We start from the raw sequence: 26312 nt of genomic DNA on the forward strand, positions 1-26312 counted from the left end.
TGTAGATGTCTATGTTGCATTGTGCTGTCGAGAGTTTAGTAATTTCTCTCATTCTCCCATACCGATTACTAGACGACCCTTATTTATCAATGCACTATTTTTTTATTCTGTCAATGCGTAAGTCCTAATAATTACCAATGAGCGATTACCAATTATCTAAAATTCCCGTGTTTGAACAAAAAAACCAAAAACCTGAAATTCCTCACCTTACACGCACCCAAGTTCTGATAGCTATGGGAGTAACAGCAGTTATCCTTTGGGTAATTGCTAAAATATGGTTACGTTTTGGTAACGTCATTCTCTTCAAATGGTACTGGAAACCAGAACATTTACTGATAGGAATTGCTTTAGGATTAATAATTACATTAATAAGTAGCTTGTCTTATTATTTTGTACCTGCTTACCGCAGAAGTGCAGATTATTACTTAGAAATAATTCTCAAGCCTTTAGTATTACCTGATTTAATTTGGTTAGGACTATTACCAGGATTAAGCGAAGAATTATTATTTAGAGGAGTAATGTTACCGGCATTAGGAGGGACTGATCTAGCTGTAATTGTATCAAGCTTGTGTTTCGGGATATTACACTTAAGTGGACCAGAACAATGGCCTTATGTAATTTGGGCAACAATTATTGGTGTAATTTTTGGTTATAGTGCTATTTTCACAGGTAATTTATTAGTACCGATAATTGCCCATATTTTCATCAATTGGTTATCCAGTTATTTCTGGAAAATTAGAAAAGTTTAAAGCGGGAGAAATTTATGAATTTATCTCACGCAGAGGCGCACAGACGCAAAGAGTAAGAGTTTTAAAAGTGGAAGTTGTGATTTTCATACCTCAATTTATTCCCACTTTTAGCTTAATTGCCAATTATCAATTATCAATTATCAATTATCAATTATCAATTTAGAAAATGTTGTACAATTTAACCCTTCTCAATAGTTTTTTTCTGTTTATTGCTGCTTTTATTGCTGGAGGGCTAAATGCTGTAGCTGGAGGAGGAAGTTTTATTACATTTCCTACTTTAATATTTACGGGTATTCCTCCTATTGCGGCTAATGCTACGAATAATACCGCTTTATGGATAGCCACTATAGCTAGTGTAGGGGGATATCGTCATAATCTGAATATTCCCAAAAAACAACTTTTATTATTATGTATTACTAGTTTAATTGGGGGGATTATTGGTTCTGTAATTTTGTTATATACCTCGGTTAATTTTTTTAAAAAACTCATACCTTATTTATTGTTATCGGCCACATTATTATTTACCTTTAGTGAACCTTTAAAAAAGTGGTTACAAAATAAAAGCCTAAAAACGAATTTAGATGAACCGCCGTTATTGATGGTGATAATTTCTCAATTAGGTATATCTATTTATGGTGGTTTTTTTGGTGCGGGGGTAGGAATTTTAATGTTAGCAAGTTTAAGTTTTTTAGGAATTAAGAATATTCATACTATGAATGGTTTTAAATCTTTTTTAGGTGGTTGTATTAATGGTATTGCTATTATTCCTTTTATGTTTGCTGGTGTGATAGTCTGGCCACAAACTTTATTAATGGCTATAGGTAGCTCTCTTGGTGCTTATTTATCTGCTTCTTATTCTACAAAATTAGAACCTGGGTTAGTGAAAAGATTTGTGATTTTTGTTGGTTTTGCTATGACTACTTACTTTTTTATTCGTGGTTAGAACAGATAACGATAGTTGAGAGTAACTAATTAAAATTAAATACTATCTAACCAACAACTTACCTTGATTTCTCGCAGTATTAATAAAATTATTATTAGCGGTAAAAACTTGAGTACGCAAGATGCCTGTTTATGAAAAACCCCCCACCTTACGGCAGGGGATTTTTTGTTACTTACCTACAACTGGGAGTCAGAATTAACCGAACTTACCAGAAGTAGAAGCAATGAGGAACGCCGCGTAGGTAACAATGTAACCCACAGTGAAGTGAGCTAAACCAACCACACGAGCTTGAACAATGGAGAGAGCAACGGGCTTATCTTTCCAGCGAACTAAGTTAGCTAGAGGAGTCCGCTCGTGCGCCCAAACCAAGGTTTCAATTAACTCTTGCCAGTAACCTCTCCAAGAGATGAGGAACATGAAACCAGTTGCCCAGATTAAATGTCCGAATAAGAACATCCAAGCCCAAACGGACAAGTTATTCATGCCATAAGCATTGTAACCGTTAATTAACTGAGCAGAGTTAGCCCAGAGATAATCACGGAACCAGCCCATCAAGTAGGTAGAGTTTTCATTGAACTGAGCTACGTTACCTTGCCAAATACCTAGGTGTTTCCAGTGCCAGTAGAATGTTACCCAGCCGATGGTGTTTAACATCCAGAACATAGACAAGTAGAAAGAATCCCAAGCAGAGATATCGCAAGTACCGCCACGGCCTGGACCGTCGCAGGGGAACGCATAACCGAAGTCCTTTTTATCGGGCATCAGTTTAGAACCACGAGCATCCAAAGCACCTTTAACAAGTACCAAGGTTGTGGTGTGGATAGCTAAAGCGAAAGCATGGTGAACCAAGAAATCGCCAGGTCCAATGGTTAAGAAGAGGGAGTTAGTACCAGAGTTAATGGCATCTAACCAACCAGGTAGCCAAACGTTACCAGCGTTGGGGTAAGCAGTGTAGGCGATACTGTCGGGGTTAGACAACAGTACATTCAAACCGTATAGAGCTTTACCTTGAGCAGCTTGGATAAATTGAGCAAATACTGGTTCGATGAGGATTTGCTTTTCAGGAGTACCGAAAGCAACTACTACATCGTTGTGAACGTATAAACCTAGAGTGTGGAAGCCTAAGAAGAGAGATACCCAGCTAAGGTGAGAAATAATCGCTTCTTTGTGCTGTAACATCCGGTCAAGCACGTTACCTTTGTTAGCTTGAGGATCGTAATCACGAACCCAGAAGATCGCGGCGTGGGCGAAAGCACCAACCATTAAGAAACCGGCGATGTACTGGTGGTGGGTATACAATGCTGCCTGTGTGGTGTAGTCCTTAGCGATGAACGCATAGGAAGGCAGAGAGTACATATGTTGCGCCACCATGGAGGTAATAGTTCCTAAAGCAGCCAACGCCAAAGACAATTGGAAGTGTAAGGAATTATTGATGGTGTCGTATAAACCTTGGTGGGGTAAGTTAAACTGACCTTCGCTCTTGCTACCGGGAACTAAACCGGACTTGGAGTTCAACATTTCTTTAATGTTGTGACCAATACCGAAGTTAGTGCGGTACATATGACCAGCGACGATGAATAATACAGCGATCGCTAGATGGTGGTGAGCAATATCAGTTAACCACAGAGCTTCGGTTTGAGGATGGAAACCACCTAAGAAGGTAAGAATCGCTGTACCTGCACCTGTGGAAGTACCAAATAAATGCCCAGCAGTGTCAGGGTTTTGAGCGTACACACCCCAGTTACCGGTGAAGAAGGGGGTTAAACCTGCGGGGTGGGGAGCCACTGTTAAGAAGTTATCCCAACCTACATGAATACCACGAGCTTCAGGGATGGCAACGTGAACCAAGTGACCTGTCCAAGCTAAGGAGCTAACACCGAATAAACCAGCTAAGTGGTGATTCAATCTGGGTTCAGCGCTCTTAAACCAAGATAAGCTAGGACGGAACTTAGGTTGTAAGTGTAACCAACCAGCAAATAGTAAGAGTGCGGATAGGAGGAGCAAGCCAACAGAACCGGTGTACAGTTCATTGTTTGTCCGCATCCCGATGGTGTACCACCAGTGATAAACACCGGAATAAGCAATGTTTACAGGATTGCTTGCGCCAGCTTGAGTGAAAGCTTCAGTTGCTGCTGCACCGAAGTGAGGATCCCAAATTGCGTGGGCAATGGGACGGACGTGAAGAGGATCTTTGATCCACTCTTCAAAGTTACCTTGCCAGGCTACGTGGAACAGGAGGCTGGATGCCCACAGGAAGATGATTGCTAAGTGGCCGAAGTGAGTGGCGAAAATCTTTTGGTAAAGATTTTCTTCAGTCATGCCATCATGGCTTTCAAAGTCGTTGCCTGTTGCGATCGCATACCAAATCCGACGAGTAGTCGGGTCCTGTGCGAGATCCTGGCTAAATTTTGGGAATTTTGTTGCCATAGGTTTTGATAGTTCCTCTGACCTTTAGCCATCTGGTGTCCATTACATTTCGGATTTTAGATTTAATTTCAAATTTAAAATCTCCTCTAAAATCCAAAATACTGCTGAGGTTTTACCCTACTGAAAGTATGTGTGCGTGGAAGAATGCCCAAGTTGTGGCAATTCCTCCGAGTAGGTAGTGAGCCACACCTACAGCACGGCCTTGAGTGATGCTCAATGCGCGAGGCTGAATAGTAGGAGCTACCTTGAGTTTATTATGTGCCCAAACGATTGATTCAATCAATTCTTGCCAGTAGCCACGACCACTGAACAGGAACATGAGACTGAATGCCCATACGAAGTGTGCGCCTAAGAACATTAATCCGTAAGCTGACAATTCACTGCCGTAGGAGTTAATTACTTGTGTAGCTTGCGCCCACAAGAAATCGCGTAACCAACCGTTGATGGTTAGAGCGCTTTGAGCAAAATTATCACCAGCGATGTGGCTAACTGTACCATCTGTATCTACAGTTCCCCATACGTCAGATTGCATTTTCCAACTAAAGTGGAAAATTACAATTGATAGGGAGTTGTACATCCAGAATAGTCCTAAGAACACATGGTCCCAACCAGAAACTTGGCAAGTACCACCGCGACCTGGACCATCGCAGGGGAAGCGGAAACCTAAGTTAGCTTTATCTGGAATCAGACGTGAGCTACGAGCGTACAGTACGCCTTTTAACAGGATCAGTACAGTTACGTGAATAGTAAAAGCATGGATATGGTGAACCATGAAATCTGCTGTTCCTAAAGGAATAGCAGCCGCAGCCACTTTACCACCTACAGCTAACACCGCGCCCCCGAACACATGACTTACTGCTTCTAAGGCGTTAGGTGCAGTTGTTCCTGGTGCTAGTTGATGCAGTCCTTGCACCCACTGAGCAAATACAGGTTGTAACTGAATTGCTGTATCAGAGAACATATCTTGGGGACGACCCAAAGCACGCATTGTGTCGTTGTGTATGTATAAACCGAAGCTATGGAAGCCTAAGAAAATACAAACCCAGTTTAAATGAGAAATGATAGCATCACGATGACGAATCATGCGATCCAATACGTTGTTTTGGTTCACAACTGGATCGTAGTCACGCACCATGAAGATTGCTCCGTGAGCCGCGCCACCAACAATCAAGAATCCGCCTATCCAAATATGATGAGTGAACAAGCACAACTGTGTAGCGTAATCAGTTGCCAAGTAAGGATAGGGAGGCATCGCATACATATGATGAGCGATGATGATTGTCAATGAACCCAACATTGCTAAGTTCACAGCCAGTTGAGCGTGCCAAGAGGTAGTGAGAACTTCATAAAGACCTTTGTGGCCTTCACCAGTGAATGGTCCTTTATGATTTTCCAGAATTTCTTTCATGCTGTGACCAATACCCCAGTTAGTGCGGTACATATGGCCAGCAACAATGAACAGTACAGCGATCGCTAAGTGGTGATGAGAAATATCAGTCATCCACAAGCCACCCGTTACTGGGTTTAATCCGCCTTTAAATGTGAGGAAATCTGCATAAGCTCCCCAATTTAAGGTGAAGAAAGGTGTTAATCCACTTGCGAATCCAGGATATAACTCTGCCATTTTTGCTGTGTTAAACAACAATTCATGGGGTAAAGGAATATCTTTAGCTGCTACACCAGCATCTAACAACTTGTTGATAGGTGCTGATACGTGGATTAAGTGACCTGTCCATCCCAAAGAACCACAACCTAACAGTACTGACAGGTGATGATTCATCATTGACTCCGCATTCTGGAACCATTCCAGTTTGGGAGCGCGTTTATGGTAATGGAACCAACCCGCGAATAGGAATAAGCCTGCTAATACCAAGCCACCAATCGCAGTTACATACAGCTGGAAGGAGCTAGTGATACCCCAGCCACGCCATACTTGGAACAAGCCAGAGGTGATTTGAATGCCGTGGAAGCCACCGCCCATGTCACCGTTTAAGATGTCTTGTCCGACAATAGGCCAAACTACTTGTGCGCTAGGTTTAACCCCTAATGGGTCTGTTAACCATGCTTCGTAGTTGGAGAATTTAGCGCCATGAAATAACATTCCGCTCAACCAGATTGCTACTACTGCCAGGTGGCCGAAGTGCGCTGCGAAGATTTTGCGGGAGATGTCTTCTAAATCGCTTGTATGTGTATCGAAATCGTGGGCGAGTGCATGAAGATTCCAAATCCAGGTGGTGGTTTTTGGACCTTTGGCTAATGATCTCTCAAAATGTCCAGGTTTGGCCCATCTCTCGAAAGAGGTAGGAACTGGATCATTGTCAACGATCACTTTTGCCTTTTTTTCCTCTCGCTCCGGAGGACTAATCGTCATTCGACCTCCTCTCTAGGGAATGGGGAATCATGGATACCACCCAGTATACACAATCGTGACTTCCTGTGTCTTTGGTTTCACGATTTGGTTGCTGTGTGGAAAAGTTGTTTCTGTTGAATTATAGAGTCTCTACCTGCACTTTGTTGGCGACTTTTTAACAATAATTAAAATTAGCCAAATTTTTCCTCTAATTTAGGTGCAATTTTCTAATGATCTGCAAAAAGTCAAGGGTTTGTTTATTTAATTTACAAATAATAACAATTCTTAAAATTTATATTTAATACGTAAACTTGCTCAAAGTATTGTCATTTATGGGTTTTTTGCCCAAAAATCCCGGTTTATTGCTAAAAAATCTAGCTGAATTTGGTGATAAAAGTTACCTAAATTGACTGTTAATGGACAAAAAATGGCAGAATTTAGCTCTAAAGTCGTAGGTTTACCCCTTGGCCTGTCCTCAAAAAGATGTAATTTAAGTGATGATCATTGTTTATAATTATTAAAAATTATTACAAGGAAAAAGGTAATGAGCTTTAAATTGAAAAGGCTATTTGACAAAATATTTTCAAGAGTTTCAATTATTAAGTTGTTGTCATCAATATTGATTGTAATTTGTTTGAGCGGTTGTGGGGATAAAGTTAGTGGACAAGAAATATCTAGTGCACCGGCGATGCCTGTAACATCGAATGAAGTGGTAACTACAGTTCCCAAAACCTTTACAGAAGTAGCACCTCCAGAAGTGATTCAAACATTGCGTTCTAGCTTAGAAATTTATCAACCACAAGTATCTATAGTGAGTCCGCAACCGGAGGAAGTGTTCACGGATAATAAAGTGAATGTCAAACTAGAAGTTCACGATTTACCCCTGTTTAAAGATAGTAAATTACAACTTGGACCTCATTTACATTTAATTTTGGATAATGAGCCTTATAGAGCAGTTTATGATGTTTATGATGGGAATAATCCCATAATTTTATCTGACTTAACCCCTGGTACTCATACATTAAGGGTGTTTGCGTCCCGTCCTTGGCATGAAAGTTTTAAAAATGAAGGTGCTTATGCCCAAACTACCTTTCATATTTTTACAAAAACCGAGGAAAATAACCCTAGTGCTGAGTTACCTTTGCTTACCTATAGTCGTCCTAATGGGACTTATGGTGCAGAACCGATCATGTTGGATTTTTATCTGACTAATGCTCCTTTACAAAGTGTTGTTGGAGATAACAATAGTGATAACATGAGTAATTGGCGGATTCGTTGCACTATTAATGATGAGAGCTTTATTTTAGACCGTTGGCAACCCGTTTATTTGAAGGGTTTTAAACCGGGTAAAAATTGGGTTAAGTTAGAATTTCTGGATAACAGTGGACAGCCTGTAAAAAATGCGTTTAATAGTACCACAAGAGTAATTAATTATGAACCAAACGGTCAAGATACTCTATCTAAAATTGTTAGAGGTGATGTAACTGCTGATGATGTTAGGGGTATTGTGGATGCAGGTTATCAAGTGCAGACTCCCGTAGTACCAACTGTGGAAGAAACTCCTGTTCCAGAAGCTAAGGTAGAAAAACCAGCAACTCCTGAGGTCAAAGTTTCTGAACCTGAAAGTCCTCAAGTGGAAACTCCTCAAGTTGAAGTTTCTCCAACTCCTGAAGTCAAAGTTTCTGAACCTGAAAGTCCTCAAGTGGAAACTCCTCAAGTTGAAGTTTCTGAAATTGGAACTTCTGATACTACTTCCACTAATGCTAAATAGCTATTGGTAGAAACTTAATTTATTGTTCTTAATAAGTTTGTAGAGATTTTCAATAGAAATTTCTCTACATCTATATTTATAGAAATTCCCATGCAACTGATCTCTAATGTTTTAGACTAAACGCAGATAAACGCAGATATTTTTTTGATTAGTTAGAAAGTAAACGCTATAATTATATTATACTAATCTATATTGTTGATTATTGATATATTTATGTATGGAGTAAAGTAAGAGCGTTACTGCGGAGAAGATAGTTCTTCCTCATCAGAAACCATTATCTCAGATTTTTCGATATTTGTCAAGAGTTGTAAAAAATGGGGCGCGAAAATTTTTTAACACTTAATATCAAGTTACTTATTGGTTAATAGTTGGATAAAAGCTAAACCAGCGATGGAGTTACCAGTAGGATCTAATGGTGGACTGTAGGAAGCGATCGCTCCTTGATGGGGTATGATAGTTAGTAAAGTGCCACTAATACCTGATTTCATGGGTAGGCCTATTTTAGCGGTATATTGAGGGGAATCTTCGTATAAACCACAGGTTAGCATGACAGAATTAACAAGTTGACGATGTTGAGGATGTATATAGTTGTTGTGATGGGATAATACATAACCTAACTTAGCCAAATCTTGTACTGTTGTAGAGAGACAACATATTTGTTCATAGGTATCAAGGGCTATTTCCAGATTGGTGATATGTTGAGTGTAATAGAGATATTGAGCGATCGCTATATTTATCTGGGAACGAGTAGCACGAACATCGGCTAATAGAGTTTCATCTAAAAATAATTGAGAGTGTGCTAATTTATTTAACCATTGACAAAATAGGTGGGTACGAATTGTAGGATTTTCTCCTGGTAAGTTATCAGCTACAGTAATAGCGCCACTGTTTATCATGGGGTTGCGGGGATAACCGTGATCGTCTTGTAGTTGTTGTAAAGAGTTAAAAGGACTAGAGGAAGGTTCAATTCCCACCAAGTTTAATACTTTTTCTGATCCTAAACATTCTAAGAGGTATAAGAAAGAGAAAGGTTTAATGACACTCATTAAAGGAAATTGAATATTAGTATCACCTAAACAATAGTGTGATTGTAAGTTTGATGGTGACTGATAACAGATATGTATAGCGAATGCGAGGGGATCAGCTTGAGATAAGCTAGGAATACGTTGAATAACAGTCCCAAAAGCGGCATGGGTTTTGGCTTGTGTGAAGCAAAGAGATAAAGTATCGAGATTAATGTTTTGTAAATTGATCATAATAGAAGGATGATTATTAGATCATAGTTTTGTTGATTTTGGTTAATTTAATATAATTTAAGACTTATTTGCTGGTTATTTCGGGTTTAGTATTTCCTGTTTGTTATAACCTAAATTACCCCAATACGCTTAAAATTAAATTCCGAGCAATTACTAGGAGTGGAAAGTATATGTTAGCCAAAAGAATCTTACCTTGCTTAGATGTGAAAGCTGGTCGTGTTGTGAAGGGAGTTAATTTTATTGATCTTAAAGATGCTGGTGATCCCGTAGAACTGGCTAAAGTTTATAATGAAGCCGGTGCGGATGAGTTAGTGTTTCTGGATATTACAGCTACTCATGAAGACCGGAATACGATTATTGATGTAGTGTACAGGACGGCGGAGCAGGTTTTCATTCCATTGACTGTGGGAGGTGGAGTGCAAACCTTAGAAAATGTTAAAGATTTGTTACGAGCGGGTGCGGATAAGGTTAGTATTAATTCTGCAGCGGTGAGAAATCCAGATTTAATCAGTGAAGCGAGCGATCGCTTTGGAAATCAATGTATTGTGGTGGCTATTGATGCTAGACGCAGAGTTGATCCAAAAAATCCTGGTTGGGATGTTTATGTACGCGGTGGTCGAGAGAATACGGGTATAGATGCTCTATTTTGGGCTGAGGAGGTAACGAAAAGGGGTGCAGGAGAGTTGTTAGTGACGAGTATGGATGCTGATGGTACACAAGCTGGTTATGATTTGGAGTTAACAAGGGCGATCGCTGATGCTGTGGAAGTTCCAGTTATTGCTTCTGGTGGTGCAGGAAACTGTCAACATATTCATGAGGCGTTAACTAATGGTAAGGCCGAAGCGGCATTACTAGCATCTTTGTTACATTATGGACAATTAAGTGTGGCAGAAATTAAAACCTACCTGCAAGAACGTCAGGTTCCCGTGCGTTTTGCTGCATGATTTTAGCTACAGCGATCAAGTACATCTGTCGGAATTTCTCCAATGAGTCACACTTCCAGAAAACAATGTTAATATTAGGGGACTAGTATTAAGAAATATTAAGAAATATGTTGATTCCTATTTTATTATTTGATGTTGCGCTTGTAGCTTGGTCGCTCCACCTAATGGAGAAAGCATATCAGCACAAAGAGTTTTCTTTAGTGTTGGCGGGAACATTGGTTGCCCTTGCGGCCGCAGCAATGTTAGTGGTATATTTTTTAATGGGAAATTGTATGTCGTATTTATTACATAGTTAAAGTAATCAAGGAGTGAAGCATGAAGAATAATTGATTAAGCGAACCTGTTGACTCCTGACTACTGAAACCTGAAATATTTTGTAAAATACCCTACTTAATGTATATTGGTAAGCATTGTAGTTAAATATTGTGGTAAATAAAGTAACCTATGCCAGCAAATTCCTGGCCTGAAAAGGATTCTGATCAGGAAAATTCTCATCCTCTAAACACCGTGTTATCTGATCAATCAGATAATGAATTAGAGAATAAGAAAGTTCCTATATTTTTAAACGCTTCCCGTTTTCAGGGACGTAGAATCAAGGCTGCTCTAGTATTAACTATAGTGTGGATTATTACTATAGCTTTACATTTAATTTCTTGGGGTTCGATGTTAATTTTGACATTAACAGGTTTTCTAGGTATTCATGCTTTTAGGATTATTTTTGCTAAACATCGCAAATATCCACAGGTAATGGAGGGAAATTTACCGTTGGTTTCTGTGTTAGTGGCTGCTAAAAATGAGGAAGCGGTAATTAATAGATTAGTAAATAATCTTTGTAGTTTAGAATATGCTGGTAATTATGAGGTTTGGATTATAGATGATAATAGTACTGATCATACACCTAATTTATTAAAATCTTTACAAGAAGAGTATCCACAGTTAAATGTATTCCATCGTGATGCACAAGCTAGTGGAGGAAAGTCAGGGGCACTAAATCAGGTATTATCTTTGACGAAGGGTGATATTATTGCTGTGTTTGATGCAGATGCTCAAGTGAGTCGAGATTTATTAACAAAGGTAGTACCTTTATTTCAAAGGGAAAAGGTGGGAGCGGTACAATTAAGAAAAGCGATCGCTAATGCGTCTGAAAACTTTTGGACTAAGGGACAAATGGCGGAAATGGCCTTAGATATGTGGTTTCAAGAACAGCGTACTACTATTGGTGGTGTTGGTGAGTTACGGGGAAATGGTCAATTTGTGCGTCGTGAGGCGTTAGATAGTTGTGGTGGTTGGAATGAGGAGACTATTACGGATGATTTAGATTTAACGATTCGTTTACATTTAGATAAATGGGATATTGAATGTGTGTTCTATCCTCCGGTGCAAGAGGAAGGGGTAACAAGTGCTTTAGCACTTTGGCATCAGCGTAATCGCTGGGCTGAGGGTGGATATCAGCGTTATTTAGACTATGGGGATCTCATTTTCAAGAATGCTATGGGAGGGGGTAAAACTTTAGATTTGCTGATTTTTGTGTTGATTATGTATATTCTACCGACGGCATCTATTCCAGATATCCTGATGGCGATAATTGGCCATCGTTCACCTATGTTAGCACCAATAACGGGTTTATCATTAACTATGTCAGTGGTGGGGATGTTTGCGGGTTTACAAAGGACTTGTTTGGAAAAATCTAATTATTTAGTATTGTTGTTGCAAACCGTCCGTGGTAGTATATATATGTTACATTGGTTGGTGGTGATGAGTAGTACCACTGCGAGAATGTCAATTAGACCTAAGCGGTTGAAGTGGGTAAAGACGGTACATAGAGGATGATATTAGTGGAATTTAGTAGTTGTAGGTTAGGTCCGATAAAGAGTTTGTTGATATCTGAATTAACCTACAACTGATGTAAGTGAGCGATCGCTTGTATACTATCTAACCTTGGTTAATAGTTCTGGGATAATTGCCTGGAGATAATCAATAGAATATGATCCTGATACTATTTATATATTTATATCTCAATCAATCAAATCGCCTAATTTATAATCTGGGTTGTGAGTAATAGAGATAACATATTTATCCAACTTAGGGTCAAATAAGCCTATAGCACCGTACAAATGTGCTAATTTATGTGCTATGACAAAGGCTACAGGAATAGATGTAGGTCCATTAATCTTCAATAATTCTCCGTGTAGTTGACCTGCTTGATAGAGTTCTTCTAAACGTGCTGCGGCATCCTTGACAATTTGATCATTTTGTGCTGGTTCACCAAACTTAACTCTTAAAATTCCGTCTTGCAAATCAATGTTATAACTACTCATGGTGGAAAGGTAAATTGATTATCAAACTAACAATTCCTATTATGACGCGAGGTAGAAAATGCCTATTTTATAATTTTTTTGATCATCCAAACTTAATCAAAACTAGCAAATTTGCTGATCAGTAAGTAAAATAAACAACGGTAAAACCGCAGTAAAAGTTATTATGGCCAGAGAATTATTAAAACAAGTAAGATTATTAGATCCCATTACTCATCAAGATCGGATAGTAGATATACTAATTATTGATGGTTATATCCAAAACATAGCTCCAGAAATTACAGATATTGATATTCATGCTAGAATTTATGAGTGTAAGGATCTGGTTATTGGACCGGGACTAGTTGATTTATATAGTCATTGCGGAGAGCCGGGTTTTGAGGAACGAGAAACTTTAGCCTGTTTTTTACAAAGTGCGGTCATGGGTGGATTTACTAGAGTTAACGTATTACCAGATACTTTACCTGTAATTGATCATCCAGGGTTAGTGGCACAATTGCAACAAAAGAGATTGCAACATTACCCATGTTCTAATCTGGGCTTTTGGGGTGCGATGACACTAGACTTAGCTGGTAAACAGTTAACTGAGTTTAAGGACTTAGTGAATGCGGGGGTGGTAGGTTTTACGGATAGTGAACCTTGGACAAATCTAAATTTGGTTAAGAGAGTGTTAGAATATCTACAACCTTTGAAAAAACCTATAGCATTTTGGCCATGCGATCGCTCACTAGCTGGAAACGGTATTATACGTGAAGGTACGGATGCGTTACGTATAGGATTACCCTCTATTCCTGCAAGTGCAGAAACCACAGCTTTAGCTGCTTTATTAGAAATAGTAGGAGAAGTAGGGACTGCTGTTCATATCATGCGAGTTTCCACTGCGCGGAGTGTGGACTTAATTGCTACAGCTAAGGCTAAAGGTTTGCCAGTCACAGCGAGTACCACGTGGATGCACTTATTACTGGATACGAAATGTATTAAGAGTTATGACACATCCTTGCATTTGCAGCCACCGTTGGGGAATAATCAAGATATGTTATGTTTGCGAGATGGTGTGAGGAATGGGGTAATAGATGCGATCGCTATAGATCATGCAGCTTATACCTATGAAGAGAAAATGCAGGCATTTGCGGAAGCGCCACCAGGGGCGATAGGGTTACAAATAGCATTACCTTTATTATGGCATCACCTGGTTAGTACAGGGGAATTTACAGCTTTAGAATTATGGGGTAGTTTAAGCAGTAAACCAGCGGCTTGTCTCCAACAAAGTATCAACCCTATTAAAATAGGAGAGAAGGCAGAATTAACACTATTTAACCCCGAAAAACCTTGGATAGTTAACCGAAAAAACCTTGGTGCTTTGAATGATAATACTCCTTGGTTAAACCAAGAAATTAGGGGTACTGTGATTCGTAGTTGGTTTATGTAAAACCTTTTGTTCAGTAAGCATATTTATAGCTTGCTGAATAAGTGCTTTGGTTTAGGTATAGTTTTGAATGTTAATAGCTATTGATGAAACGCTATTATTTGACATACTCACACCAAAATCAGAAGATGCATTAATATCACTATTATTGAACGTAACTATTAATCAAGACACAACTCAAAAATATTCAAACTTTATTTATTGTATCATTAAAATTACGTATTTTTGACCGTATCTTAAAAAATAGTTAAGATTTCCGTAGATAAGAACCATAGCACTTTTAAATATGAACAAAAAGATCCCCGAATTATCTAATAAGTCGAGGATCTGACTCTTGTAATGCAATGTATCTCTAAGCAAAAAAAAGCGGGCAATATGCCCGCATTACTCTGATATTTACAAGCCTAACTGCTGAATGCTAAGAAGCTACTTGTGCTGTAGAACGAGTTCTTCTTCTTCTACCATCTGCTACTTTGACAGAACTTGCTGAAGCAGAGCCTTCTTCGGGAACTTGCATTAACAAGGTTACAGATGGTTGACATTGTAATTCTTTTCTGAGCGATCGCGCCACTTCCATTTCTAAAGTCTCTTGCAAACCGCCCCAATCAATATCATTCGCGCCATTACCTCTTGCAAATTCGCCCCAACGTACCCCTAATATTTCCTCAATACGCTGTTGTACCCATTTCTGTAACAGCGATCGCTGAATGCTAGTTACTACACCTCGCAGATGTATTTCTGGTTTAGCCATGAGTTTACCATTCCAGTCAATAGCGGTAGCAATGGTAACAATTCCCTCCGAAGCCATGCTTTGTCTTTCTTGCAGGACTTTAGAACTAACCATACCAGAACTAGAAGTATCTACCAACTCAATTCCTGATGGTACTTTACCTGCTACCTGGATAGCATCTTCTGTTAATTCTATGACATCACCATTCTGGATAATGATCATATTCTCTTTAGGAATACCCATACTTTGTGCTGTTTCCGAATGTTTAACTAACATCCGATGTTCGCCATGAAATGGTACAAAGAACTTAGGACGAGTCAAAGCTATCATAAGTTTTTGATCTTCTTGACAGCCATGGCCAGAAACGTGAACGCCTTTCTCCCGGCCATAAACCACTTTTGCTCCTTGCATCATTAACTTATCAATGGTATTAACCACTGCTATAGTATTACCGGGAATAGGGTTCGCTGAAAAGATAACAGTATCGCCTTCTCGAATTTTAATGTGGGGATGCTCTTTATTAGCTATGCGTGTCATAGCTGCCATTGACTCACCTTGAGAACCCGTAGTTAAAATTAGCACATTCTCATCAGGCATTCCGCGAACTGTGTGTAGAGGTTGAAACAAACTATCCTCACACTTAATATAACCCAGGTTACGAGAGTGAGCAATTAGATTCAACATAGAACGACCGATTATCGTCACCACGCGATTATGCTTTTTAGCTAGTTCCAACACCATACTAATACGATGCACACTAGACGCAAAAGTAGTAACAAATAATCTTCCCGTTGCTTGGGAAAATACCCGATCTAAGTTAGGATATACTGACCGTTCCGAAGGTGTAAAACCAGGGACTTCTGCGTTAGTGGAATCACTTAAAAGACAAAGTACACCTTTTTCACCATGTTCTGCTAACCGTTGTAAATCAAACTTTTCCCCATCTACGGGGGTATGATCAAATTTAAAATCTCCCGTGTGAATTACCACTCCTAATGGCGTATGAATAGCTACCGTAAAACTATCAGCGATGGAGTGAGTATTTCTGATATATTCCACAAAGAAAGACTTACCAATTCTGACCACATCACGGGGTAATACTGATCTTAATTCCGTGCGATCGCGTACTCCTGCTTCTTCTAGTTTCCCCTCTAACATAGCCATAGCCAGTCTCGGTCCATAAATTACCGGGATATCAAACTGTTTGAGGTGAAAAGCGATACCACCAATATGATCTTCATGACCATGAGTGACTATCATACCTTTAATCTTATGCTTATTTTCCCTGAGATAAGTAGTATCAGGCAATACAATATTTACACCGTGCATAGCTTCGGTAGGAAAAGCTAACCCAGCATCCAACAGCACGATTTCATTATCATACTCGAAGACACAGGTATTTTTTCCTATTTCGTGTAACCCTCCCAAAGGGATAATTTTCAGTGGGTTTTTAGCGTCGTTGTTAGTCATTTTCTCCTAGATATGGTTGTTAGTTGTTAATCAATGGATAGTTGAGTTTTTGTATAAAATACAACACCAGATTTCTTGTTAAATTCAGGGTTTATGCAGTCCGTAGCGATTTCCTGTTCTGTGCTACTGTGGGGACTAGATACTGAATTAATTTTTATATTGTTGTTCATTTGTAGCATACGTCTTGAAATTTTGTAAAACCTTGTGAAAGTTTGTGTAATTTCGCTTTATGTTATAATTTTCACAGCTATAGCACATTTTAGACAATTGCTACAAATTGGCAGCTAGTCAATGATGGCGCAAATAAAGCAAACATTGAAAACATTGAAAAGTTCCAATTTATAAGGCATTTGTGCTTTTAATATTGAACGTTTATTTTCGCCTTGTTTGATTAAGTAGGTTGTATTAGAGCAAGTAATGATAACTTATAATATCTAACACATCTTACTGAGTGCTATCACTGATTAACTGTAATTTCTCCATTACAGTTATTAACTGTTGGGATAAATTCCCATCTGCTGTACACAAGGGAGGACGAACCGAACCAACATTCCAACCTTGAATTTTCAGACATTCCTTAATGGGAATGGGGTTTGTGGTTAAAAACAAGGCTTTAAACAGGGGGAATAATTGCAAATGGATTTCAGTAGCTAACTCTGTTTTGCCTATCTTAAAGGATTGTATCATTTGTTGGATTTGATTACCAACCAGATGGGAGGCAACACTAACGACTCCTTTTGCGCCGATGGACAATAATGGTAGAGTTAAAGAATCATCTCCAGCGTAAATCTGAAATTCTGGTGATGTCAAGCGCCGAATGTCACTAGCTTGGTCTAAGCTACCGCTTGCTTCTTTAATAGCGATAATATTATCAATTGTTGCTAACCGAGCGACGGTTTCGGAACTTAGATTTTGTCCTGTGCGCCCGGGGATATTATATAACAACATTGGTAAATCTGGACAGGCATGAGCGATCGCGCGAAAATGTTGATATAATCCCTCTTGAGGTGGTTTGTTGTAGTAGGGTACAACTTGTAATGAGCCATGCACTCCTATTTTAGCGGCTTTTTCGGTGGCTGCGATCGCTTCTTTAGTAGAATTTGAGCCACAACCAGCGATTATTTTTGCTTTATTTCCTACGGTTTGTAATAGTTCTACAAATAACTGGTATTCTTCATCCCAGGTTAATGTTGGTGATTCTCCTGTTGTACCACAGATCACCAAGCTATCACTACCATTATTAATGAGATGGTCGGCTAATTTTGCAGCCACATCATAATTAACTTTACCATCTGAGGTAAATGGCGTGATCATTGCTGTAATAACGTTACCAAATTCTCCCACCCTTTTTGTACTCCTCATTTATCTTTTTGTAATTAGCTTTGAGCTTAAAATCAAAAAACTAAAAAAGCTCACTACTGACAGCTACCTTAAAACCAGTTTTTTTCTATTAACAATTCCGCAATTTGTACTGCGTTTAAAGCTGCACCTTTACGAATTTGATCACCACATAACCATAAATCTAAACCACATTTATGAGAGATATCTTGTCTAATTCTTCCTACTAATACCTCATCTTTTCCGCTTGCGTCCATAGGCATGGGAAAGTAATTTTTTGTCCAATCTTCAACTAATTTTACTCCTGGTGCTTTACTTAATATATCTCTTGCTTGATCTGGATCAAAAGGGTTAGCAAATTCTAGATTTATGGCTTCTGAATGAGCGCGAAGTACGGGTACTCTCACACAAGTAGCTGTAATTCTAATATCTTGATTATCGAATATTTTCCGAGTTTCATTGACCATTTTCATTTCTTCTTCGCAATAACCCCAGTCTGTCAATGGGGAGTTATGAGGAAATAAATTAAAGGCTAATGGATAAGGTAATACTTCTGCTACTGGTTCTTCTCCTGCTAGTATAGCTGCACTTTGTACCTTCACTTCTGCCATTGCTTTTGCTCCAGCACCACTAGCTGACTGATAGGTTGCTGCGACAATTCTTTTCACTGGTTGTACTTGATGTAATGGCCATACTGCTAAAGACATTAAAATGGTTGTACAGTTGGGATTAGCGATAATCCCTTGATGTTTACTTGCTGCTTGGGGGTTGACTTCTGGTACTACTAACGGTACTTCTGCATTCATGCGAAACGCGCTAGAGTTATCAATCATTACAGCACCTTGTGATACTGCTACATTTGCCCATTTTTTGGATATACTGCCACCAGCACTGGCCAGGACTATATCAGTATTTGCTAAACAGCGATCGCTGACAACCTGTATGGGAATATCTTCCCCCTTAAACTTGAGCATTTTTCCTGCGCTGCGTTCAGAAGCTAATAATTTTAACTCAGCTAGGGGAAAATTTCTAGTTTCCAGTAATTCTAATAACTCCGTTCCTACAGCACCTGTAGATCCCAAAATAGCTACACTATAAGACTTAGACAACTTTTCACACTCCTTATTTTCAGTAAATTGCAGTAATTAATAATTTTTTGATGATATATTTATGACATATTTCTGACATAGATTATTAAAATTTAGTTTCTTGTTTAGTTTCTTGTGATTTCCTTAATTTTCCATCATTTTTACCATACAGAATTTATACGTTTTTCAGTGATTATACTGAAAAATTGTATAAATGCTAGAAATTATAGTCTTAACTTATAATCTTAGAATTTCTCCTTACTGGGGAACTTACGTCAATTTTCAGTTATTTGTGAGTTAAGTAGTTATTTATATTACACTTAACTCTTGCATAACTTAGTTATTGACAAAGAGAATATTTCACAATATTTGGTGATTACAAAGTTATAAAGAAGATAATGCACCATTATACAGCAAAGTCAGAAAAAAGTAAACAAAGAATTTCATGGGTTTGTTCTGGTCAATAAGACTTTTTGGATATACTGCATGAAAATTCTTGTTAATTTTGGGGCTTTGGTGGAGGTTAATTGAGAGTTTTAATGCATAACACTAATGTTACTATGTTGTAGACCTAATTGATTTTCATAGACAAACTTTACTATTAATGGTAATCTGTATTTCTGAATCAAGGGATATTTTCCAAAGTGTCCCATATCTAAAATGATTGTGATGGTGTAAAGTTGTGCTGAGGTGGTAATGTAAGCAAATCACATCAGTGATAAATCGGCTCATCCTATTCAGATATGGGTCATGATTGAGAGAATAGACAGATGCAGAAACAGTCCTTAAAGCATTTGCTGAGAGGATCACGGTTGTATAGTTCAGCCATGAAGGTAAATCTTCTTAAGTCAGTTAGATTGGATATTTATCCATATAATTAGCAACTATAATGATATTGCCACAAATATTGTGAATTTACAACTTCTATGTGGAGAGAATATCATAAGATGAGCATAAGGAGCAAATAAATGAAAGTAACCCAGGAAAAACTTCCCGCCAGTCAAATTGGACTGGAAATAGAAATTACACCAGAAATTACCAAACAAAAGTATGAGCAAGTTATTAAAAACTTGGCGAAAACAGTCAATGTTCCTGGGTTTCGTAAAGGTAAAGCCCCCAGAAATATCTTATTACAACAAGTAGGTAGCATTCGTATTAAAGCAACCGCATTACAAGAACTAATTGAAGAAGGTGTTAAAAAAGCTGTTGAACAAGAGTCTATAGCGGCTATTGGGGAACCTGAGTTAAAATCATCATTTGATGACTTGATTAATCAGTATGTACCTGGAGAGAGTTTAACTTTTGCGGCTGTAATAGATGTAGAACCACAGGTAACTTTAAATAAGTATACTGAATTACAGATTAAAGCTGAAGAAGTGAAATTTAATCCTGAGAAGGTAGACAATGTTCTCAAGCAGGAACAATTAAGACTAGCTGATTTAGTACCAGTAGAAGGACGTGCGGCACAGTTGGATGATGTAGCCGTGATAGATTTTAAAGGTGTGATAGCGAAAGGTGAAGGGGATGATCCCAATACAGAACCAACTCCTATTGAGGGAGGATCTGGAGAAGACTTTCAGGTAGAGTTACAAGAAGATAAGTTTATTCCTGGGTTTATTAGTGGGATAGTGGGAATGAACCCAGGCGAAACTAAGGAAGTATCAGCGCAGTTTCCTGAAGGTTATAGCAATGAAGACTTATCTGGAAAACCAGCACTGTTTACTATTACACTAAAAGAGATCAAAGCGAAAGAACCTCCAGAATTAGATGACGATTTTGCTCAGGAAGTTAGTGATTTCGATACTTTGGAAGAATTACGGGCATCGTTAAACGAACGTTATCAAAAGGAAGCGGATGATCAAACTTTAGAGAATAAACAGGAAGCGTTGTTAAAAGAGTTGATTAATCATGTAGAGATTGATCTACCTAAGACTTTGATTGAGCAAGAAGTGGATGCGATGTTGCAGCAAACAGCTATGAAACTAGCACAACAAGGGCTAGATGTAAGAAAGCTGTTTACACAAGAAATCATTCCACAGTTGCGAGATAAATCTCGTCCTGAAGCGGTGGAAAGACTGAAACGTTCTTTAGCATTGCGAGAAATTGGTAAAAAAGAAGCGATCGCAGTAGAAGAGGCAGAAATTAAAGCTAGAGTGAAAGAATTGATAGAACAGTATTCAGAAGAAAAACTGGATGTCAATAGATTAAGTGCGTTAGTGGAAGAAGAACTACTGACAAAGAAAATTATTGACTGGTTACTAGAACATTCAACAGTAGAATTAGTAGCAGAAGGTTCTTTGACACAGAAGGAAGCGGAAGCGGAAACTGAGGAATAGGAGTCAGGAGTCAGGAGTTCTAGGAGTTCTAGGAGTCAGAATACAGAATTTTTTCTCTGCTCCTCTGCACCTGGCACTCTCTGACCTTAATCACAACAGAAGTAGCTAATATAGGCCATAATAAAATTATGGCATAGTCATAATTTGAGAAAACCTAATTTTCTGCAAAAAGTGACTAAAAATTTACTTCCCAAAAAATCAGCGATAGCGAAACACTCCGTAAGAGTGACTAAGCTATGAATTGTATCCCCTTTTATCGTTAAATATTCTTATATGCTTGTATCACAATCGGGAAATTATCCTGTTCACAGCCTGAGTCATCTTCACGTTAATTCCCACGTGCATAGCCCAAAAAACATTGTACCAATGGTTGTAGAACAATCGGGTATGGGCGAAAGAGCTTTTGATATCTATTCTCGACTGCTGCGGGAAAGAATCATTTTCCTGGGAACACCCATAGATGATGATGTTGCTAACTCCATTGTCGCCCAATTACTGTTCCTAGATTCAGAGGACGCAGAAAAGGATATTCAACTTTACATTAATTCTCCTGGTGGTTCTGTCTATGCGGGGATGGCCATTTATGATACAATTCAACAAATACGCCCTGATGTAGTAACAATCTGTTTTGGATTAGCTGCTAGTATGGGAGCATTTTTGTTAACTTCGGGAACTCCGGGAAAACGGATGTCTTTACCTGACTCTCGCATTATGATTCATCAACCACTGGGTGGTGCTCAAGGCCAAGCTATTGACATTGAAATTCAAGCCCGGGAAATTCTTTACATTAAGAGTGAGTTAAATCAGTTACTATCTAAACATACTGGTCAACCCTTGGAAAAAATTGAAGCGGATACCGAGCGGGACTTTTTTATGTCCGCCGAAGAAGCGAAAACCTATGGTTTAATTGATCAGGTGATTTCTCGTCAAAACCTTCCCACAGCAGGGGAAAACGTCACAATTTTGAAATAAGAGGCTGCTATGTCTAAGTACGACTCCCATTTAAAATGTTCATTTTGTGGCAAGTCTCAAGAGCAGGTACGTAAATTGATCGCAGGTCCGGGAGTCTACATCTGCGATGAATGCGTTGACTTGTGTAATGAAATTCTTGATGAAGAGTTGCTAGAAGCTAATGGGGGTTCACAAGCTCCTCAAAAGTCTGAAGCATCTCAAAAACGTCACAGCCGCTCTGGTAATATTTCTTTTAATCAAATTCCTAAACCCAGGGAAATTAAGAAATATTTAGATGATCATGTTATTGGACAGGATGAGGCTAAGAAGGTTCTGTCGGTAGCGGTTTACAACCATTACAAACGTTTAGCCATACTTCAGTCTAAAGGTAATACTAATGGTAAACCTGTGGCGGACGATGCCGTGGAACTGCAAAAGTCTAATATTCTCCTAATTGGTCCAACTGGATGCGGTAAGACTTTGTTAGCACAAACTTTAGCGAAAATTCTGGATGTTCCTTTTGCTGTAGCGGATGCTACAACCCTGACGGAAGCGGGGTATGTAGGGGAGGATGTGGAGAATATTCTGCTAAGATTATTACAAGTGGCTGATTTAGATGTAGATGAAGCCCAAAGAGGAATTATCTACATTGATGAAATTGATAAAATAGCTCGTAAGAGTGAAAACCCATCCATTACTAGGGATGTATCTGGTGAAGGTGTACAACAAGCGTTATTAAAAATGCTGGAGGGAACAATTGCTAATGTTCCACCTCAAGGCGGAAGAAAACATCCATATCAAGATTGTATTCAAATAGATACTAGTAATATCTTGTTTATTTGTGGTGGTGCTTTTGTTGGTTTAGAAAAAGTTGTAGATCAGCGCGTTGGTAAGAAATCTATTGGTTTTGTACAACCAGGAGAAGGACAAAGTAAGGAAAAACGGGCTGCTGATACGCTTCGCTACTTGCAACCAGATGATTTAGTCAAATTTGGTATGATTCCTGAATTTATTGGACGTATACCGATGGTTGCTGTGGTTGATCCTTTGGATGAGGAAGCATTGATGGCGATTTTAACTGAGCCGCGCAGTGCATTAGTGAAGCAGTACCAGAAGTTGTTAAAAATGGATAATGTCCAATTAGATTTTAAAACAGAAGCGTTAAGAGCGATCGCTCAAGAAGCATACCGACGCAAAACAGGAGCAAGAGCATTACGTGGTATTGTGGAAGAGTTGATGTTAGATGTGATGTATGAGTTACCATCTCGTAAAGATGTGACTCGTTGTACTGTTACCAAGGAAATGGTAGAAAAACGTTCTACTGCGGAGTTACTGGTACATCCATCTTCGTTACCAAAACCAGAGTCAGCATAATTGGTAATTGGTGATTGGTGATTGGTAAGATAAAATATCTAGTATATTATTTTATTACTGTTTTTATTACTGTCATCTGTCACCTGTTCCCTCTTACCTGCTTCCTACAAATTATGAGTTATATAAATGTTCGTGGTGTTGATCATTATTATGAATGGATAAAGAAACCATCCGATATTATTAAACCTGTGATGGTTTTTCTGCATGGTTGGGCAGGTTCTGGTAGATATTGGCAAAGTACAGCCCAGGCTTTATTGGATAATTTTGATTGTTTATTATATGATTTACGCGGATTTGGGCGCTCTCAATGTCAACCCCAGAATAATCATAATTTAAGTTATGATTTAACAGAATATGCTGAAGATTTGGCGGTTTTATTAAATCAGTTAAATCTAGATAAAGTTTATATTAATGCCCATTCTATGGGTGCTTCCATTGCTACTTTGTTTTTTAATCGTTATCCACAAAAAGTAGAAAAGGGAATTTTAACTTGTAGCGGTATTTTTGAATATGATGAAAAGGCTTTTTCTGCTTTTCACAAATTCGGAGGTTATGTTGTTAAATTTCGTCCCCAATGGTTAAGCAAAATTCCTTTGGCTGATAGTATGTTTATGGCTAGATTTTTACATCGTTCTATTCCTAAACATGAACGTCAGGCTTTTCTGGAGGATTTTATTAATGCCCATTATGATGCTGCTTTAGGTACTATTTATACTTCTGTGAGTCAGGAGCAGGCGGAAATAATGCCAGGTGAATTTTCTAAGTTAACTATACCTACTTTGTTGATTGCAGGAGAATATGATATTATTATTCCGGCAGATTTAGGTAAGAAAGCGGCAGCTTTAAGCGATCAAGTGGAGTTACAAATTATTCCGAATACGGCGCATTTTCCGATGTTGGAAGATGCTGAAACTTATTTAGCCAAGGTGAGAGAGTTTTTACATAATAGCTGAAGTCATCTAAAGATGACTAAAAAAACTGAAAACATTTCTAGTTTGCTTTAGTAAACTTTGGTTATTAGCCATGAAATGAATTTCATGGCCGTTAAGGTTACTGACAGATAATTTACAGCAGTTTCCGTTATTATGAGGTACAGATGTTAATGATAAAACCCTTGTAACACAGGCATCTTGCCTGTTCACAGTGCACCTCATGTAGATAGAATGTGCTGTATATCCCACATTCGGCACTTCAACTAGTAATACATAAAAACTACATATAAAGAAAATTTCTGATTTTTGCTATTTACTAACTGTCCACCAAGCTAACGCATAATCTTGAACATTTTCATTAATTTGTTTGGTAAATTTCACTTTGATTTTATATTTTCCATCTTCAGGAATAGGACAAAAAATGTGTTCTACATTGTCAACTTCACTCACGGAGTTACAAACGGTAATTTCCGAATTACTACTGTTGTCTTTTACTAAATATAAATCCAGATTATTTAAGCCGCGATCGCTAAATTTCTCATCTATATCATATTTTCCATTATTATTTTTATCTTCTAATTCTACCAATCTATCCCAATTTAATGTAATACTTACAAAACTTTTACTCTTTAAAGGTTTTTCTAAAGTATATTCTATCTCTTTATCGGTTGTAATTTTGCCAAAGTTCCAACCAATATTACCCACTGGCTTATTAGGATAAAATTGTCCAGCGCTCAATTGTTGATAAGCACGAAAAGCGTTTAAATGTCCAGATCCCATTTGTTCATCTAGGGGAATTTTAGGATCTTTGTAAGCATCAGAATTAAACCAATTTTGATTTTGCTTATCAACTAATGTTCTGGTCATTCCTAATGCTAAACCATCACCATTATCCTTAATTTTTTCGGCTGAATTTAATAAAATAACCTTCATTACTTGATGACGACGAGTATCTGTTGTCCAATTAATTTGTTTTATTCTTAACTGTTTATCCCCAAATTCTTGTAATAATGCAACTACACCTATTACTTGAGGTGCTGCAAAACTTGTACCTGTGGATTTATTGATTTTACCATCAGGATTTAATAAGGGAATATTAGTACCAGGAGCAACTATACTAATGCTATTTCTTGAACCAATATTAAATTCTTTACCAACAAGACGATTTTGATCACGACCTGCTAAATTAGAAACATGAACTTTATCAAATATTCCCTCTCTTGCTGATGAAAAAGCAACGTTAATTCCATTAAAATTGTCTGTAGGAATGGAAATTCCCCCTTTTCCTTGATTTCCAGCGATCGCATATACTACATCATGGACTCGACTAGACCAATCAATACACAATGTTAACAAAGCGTTACCATCTAATACCGCATTTGGTCGAGTATCACGTTCCAAAGGTTCACCAAAACTAAAATTAATCGCTCGTAAATCTCCACCATTTTGTAAAGCGATAAACTGCGTTGATAAACATTCCTCTGCTTGATTCATTTTCTTTGTCATTCCCACTGCGGAAGCATATAACCGCGCTTTTGGGGAAACACCTATAAAAGCCTTGTCTTGACTAACCATGACCCCAGCTACATTATACGCATGGGATTCTACTCCAGCATTGGATTTAGCTTTTCTATCACGTACAAATACAGCCACAGGAGAAAGAGCGCGATTTGTTGAGACTTTTTTATCCCAACCAAACATACCAGGACGGCCGATTTCTACCTGACCTATGGCAATCTTCTTTCCAGATAAATTATAAGGGGCTTGTTGTAACTTTCTAGCATCAATACCATTAGTTCCTAAAAAATCCACTATTTTTACAGTGGCCAATACTGGTAAAGTTAAACAAGCAATACTCAAACCATAAATTATCCAACTTTGTTTCATAAGTAATATAGATTAGAATTGATGG

General features: G+C 38.3%; 19 protein-coding genes. 11 read left to right on the forward strand and 8 right to left on the reverse strand.

The genetic code is table 11. The annotated features are described in order from the left end of the window. The first annotated feature begins 167 nt into the window (after window positions 1-167). The gene (locus tag H6F32_RS10930) at window positions 168-749 is read left to right on the forward strand and encodes a CPBP family intramembrane glutamic endopeptidase (protein ID WP_190369426.1); all 582 of its coding nucleotides are present in this window, start codon (window positions 168-170) and stop codon (window positions 747-749) included. 166 nt (window positions 750-915) lie between these two features. Further along, on the forward strand, window positions 916-1692 hold the full coding sequence (locus H6F32_RS10935; protein ID WP_190369366.1) for a sulfite exporter TauE/SafE family protein: 777 nt from the start codon (window positions 916-918) through the stop codon (window positions 1690-1692). Between the two features lie 195 nt (window positions 1693-1887). On the opposite strand, the gene psaB is transcribed toward H6F32_RS10935, so the two are convergent. Both psaB and psaA read right to left on the reverse strand, forming a co-directional pair. Beyond that, window positions 1888-4119 (reverse strand): photosystem I core protein PsaB, encoded by a 2232-nt coding sequence (gene psaB / locus H6F32_RS10940; RefSeq protein WP_190369367.1) that lies wholly within the window; start codon window positions 4117-4119, stop codon window positions 1888-1890. Window positions 4120-4231: 112 nt separating this feature from the next. Further along, window positions 4232-6490, reverse strand: a complete 2259-nt coding sequence (gene psaA, locus H6F32_RS10945) for a photosystem I core protein PsaA (RefSeq protein ID WP_190369368.1) — start codon at window positions 6488-6490, stop codon at window positions 4232-4234. A gap of 667 nt (window positions 6491-7157) precedes the next feature. On the opposite strand from psaA, the gene H6F32_RS10950 reads away from it, so the two are divergent. Continuing rightward, window positions 7158-8240: a hypothetical protein gene (locus H6F32_RS10950; protein WP_190369369.1), complete on the forward strand. Its 1083-nt coding sequence runs from the start codon at window positions 7158-7160 to the stop codon at window positions 8238-8240. Between the two features lie 350 nt (window positions 8241-8590). On the opposite strand, the gene H6F32_RS10955 is transcribed toward H6F32_RS10950, so the two are convergent. Further along, window positions 8591-9496 (reverse strand): glutaminase, encoded by a 906-nt coding sequence (locus H6F32_RS10955; protein ID WP_190369370.1) that lies wholly within the window; start codon window positions 9494-9496, stop codon window positions 8591-8593. 170 nt (window positions 9497-9666) lie between these two features. Here H6F32_RS10955 and hisF point away from each other — a divergent pair, with 170 nt between their 5' ends. The 3 genes from hisF (at window position 9667) to H6F32_RS10970 (ending at window position 12270) form a co-directional block, all read left to right on the forward strand. Continuing rightward, entirely contained in the window at window positions 9667-10440 is a 774-nt protein-coding gene (gene hisF / locus H6F32_RS10960) for an imidazole glycerol phosphate synthase subunit HisF (RefSeq protein ID WP_190369371.1), read from the forward strand. A 107-nt stretch (window positions 10441-10547) separates the two neighbouring features. Next, window positions 10548-10736 (forward strand): hypothetical protein, encoded by a 189-nt coding sequence (locus H6F32_RS10965; protein WP_190369372.1) that lies wholly within the window; start codon window positions 10548-10550, stop codon window positions 10734-10736. A 148-nt stretch (window positions 10737-10884) separates the two neighbouring features. Further along, the gene (locus H6F32_RS10970) at window positions 10885-12270 is read left to right on the forward strand and encodes a glycosyltransferase family 2 protein (protein WP_190369373.1); all 1386 of its coding nucleotides are present in this window, start codon (window positions 10885-10887) and stop codon (window positions 12268-12270) included. 185 nt (window positions 12271-12455) lie between these two features. On the opposite strand, the gene H6F32_RS10975 is transcribed toward H6F32_RS10970, so the two are convergent. Beyond that, window positions 12456-12758, reverse strand: coding sequence for a CRISPR-associated protein Csx3 (locus tag H6F32_RS10975; RefSeq protein WP_190369374.1), 303 nt, complete (start codon window positions 12756-12758; stop codon window positions 12456-12458). 163 nt (window positions 12759-12921) lie between these two features. On the opposite strand from H6F32_RS10975, the gene H6F32_RS10980 reads away from it, so the two are divergent. Then, complete coding sequence (locus H6F32_RS10980) at window positions 12922-14184, forward strand: dihydroorotase (RefSeq protein ID WP_190369375.1); 1263 nt, start codon at window positions 12922-12924, stop codon at window positions 14182-14184. A gap of 415 nt (window positions 14185-14599) precedes the next feature. On the opposite strand, the gene H6F32_RS10985 is transcribed toward H6F32_RS10980, so the two are convergent. The 3 genes from H6F32_RS10985 to H6F32_RS10995 form a co-directional block, all read right to left on the reverse strand. Then, a complete protein-coding gene (locus H6F32_RS10985; RefSeq protein ID WP_190369376.1) occupies window positions 14600-16381 on the reverse strand; it encodes a ribonuclease J in 1782 nt (593 codons plus the stop codon). A gap of 444 nt (window positions 16382-16825) precedes the next feature. Continuing rightward, window positions 16826-17725 (reverse strand): 4-hydroxy-tetrahydrodipicolinate synthase, encoded by a 900-nt coding sequence (gene dapA / locus H6F32_RS10990; RefSeq protein WP_190369377.1) that lies wholly within the window; start codon window positions 17723-17725, stop codon window positions 16826-16828. An 86-nt stretch (window positions 17726-17811) separates the two neighbouring features. After that, window positions 17812-18828 (reverse strand): aspartate-semialdehyde dehydrogenase, encoded by a 1017-nt coding sequence (locus H6F32_RS10995; RefSeq protein WP_190369378.1) that lies wholly within the window; start codon window positions 18826-18828, stop codon window positions 17812-17814. A 947-nt stretch (window positions 18829-19775) separates the two neighbouring features. Between H6F32_RS10995 and tig the strand changes: the two genes are divergently transcribed. From tig to H6F32_RS11015, 4 genes are all read left to right on the forward strand, one after another. Further along, window positions 19776-21143, forward strand: a complete 1368-nt coding sequence (tig, locus tag H6F32_RS11000) for a trigger factor (RefSeq protein WP_190369379.1) — start codon at window positions 19776-19778, stop codon at window positions 21141-21143. Between the two features lie 273 nt (window positions 21144-21416). Further along, entirely contained in the window at window positions 21417-22115 is a 699-nt protein-coding gene (gene clpP / locus H6F32_RS11005; protein ID WP_190369380.1) for an ATP-dependent Clp endopeptidase proteolytic subunit ClpP, read from the forward strand. 9 nt (window positions 22116-22124) lie between these two features. Further along, on the forward strand, window positions 22125-23468 hold the full coding sequence (gene clpX, locus H6F32_RS11010; protein ID WP_190369381.1) for an ATP-dependent protease ATP-binding subunit ClpX: 1344 nt from the start codon (window positions 22125-22127) through the stop codon (window positions 23466-23468). A gap of 113 nt (window positions 23469-23581) precedes the next feature. Beyond that, entirely contained in the window at window positions 23582-24421 is an 840-nt protein-coding gene (locus H6F32_RS11015; protein WP_190369382.1) for an alpha/beta fold hydrolase, read from the forward strand. A 288-nt stretch (window positions 24422-24709) separates the two neighbouring features. On the opposite strand, the gene H6F32_RS11020 is transcribed toward H6F32_RS11015, so the two are convergent. Next, window positions 24710-26287, reverse strand: a complete 1578-nt coding sequence (locus H6F32_RS11020) for a S8 family serine peptidase (RefSeq protein ID WP_190369383.1) — start codon at window positions 26285-26287, stop codon at window positions 24710-24712. Window positions 26288-26312 lie beyond the last annotated feature (25 nt).

The sequence above is a fragment of the Anabaena sp. FACHB-1237 genome, from assembly GCF_014696225.1.
Classification (GTDB): Bacteria; Cyanobacteriota; Cyanobacteriia; order Cyanobacteriales; family Nostocaceae; genus FACHB-1237.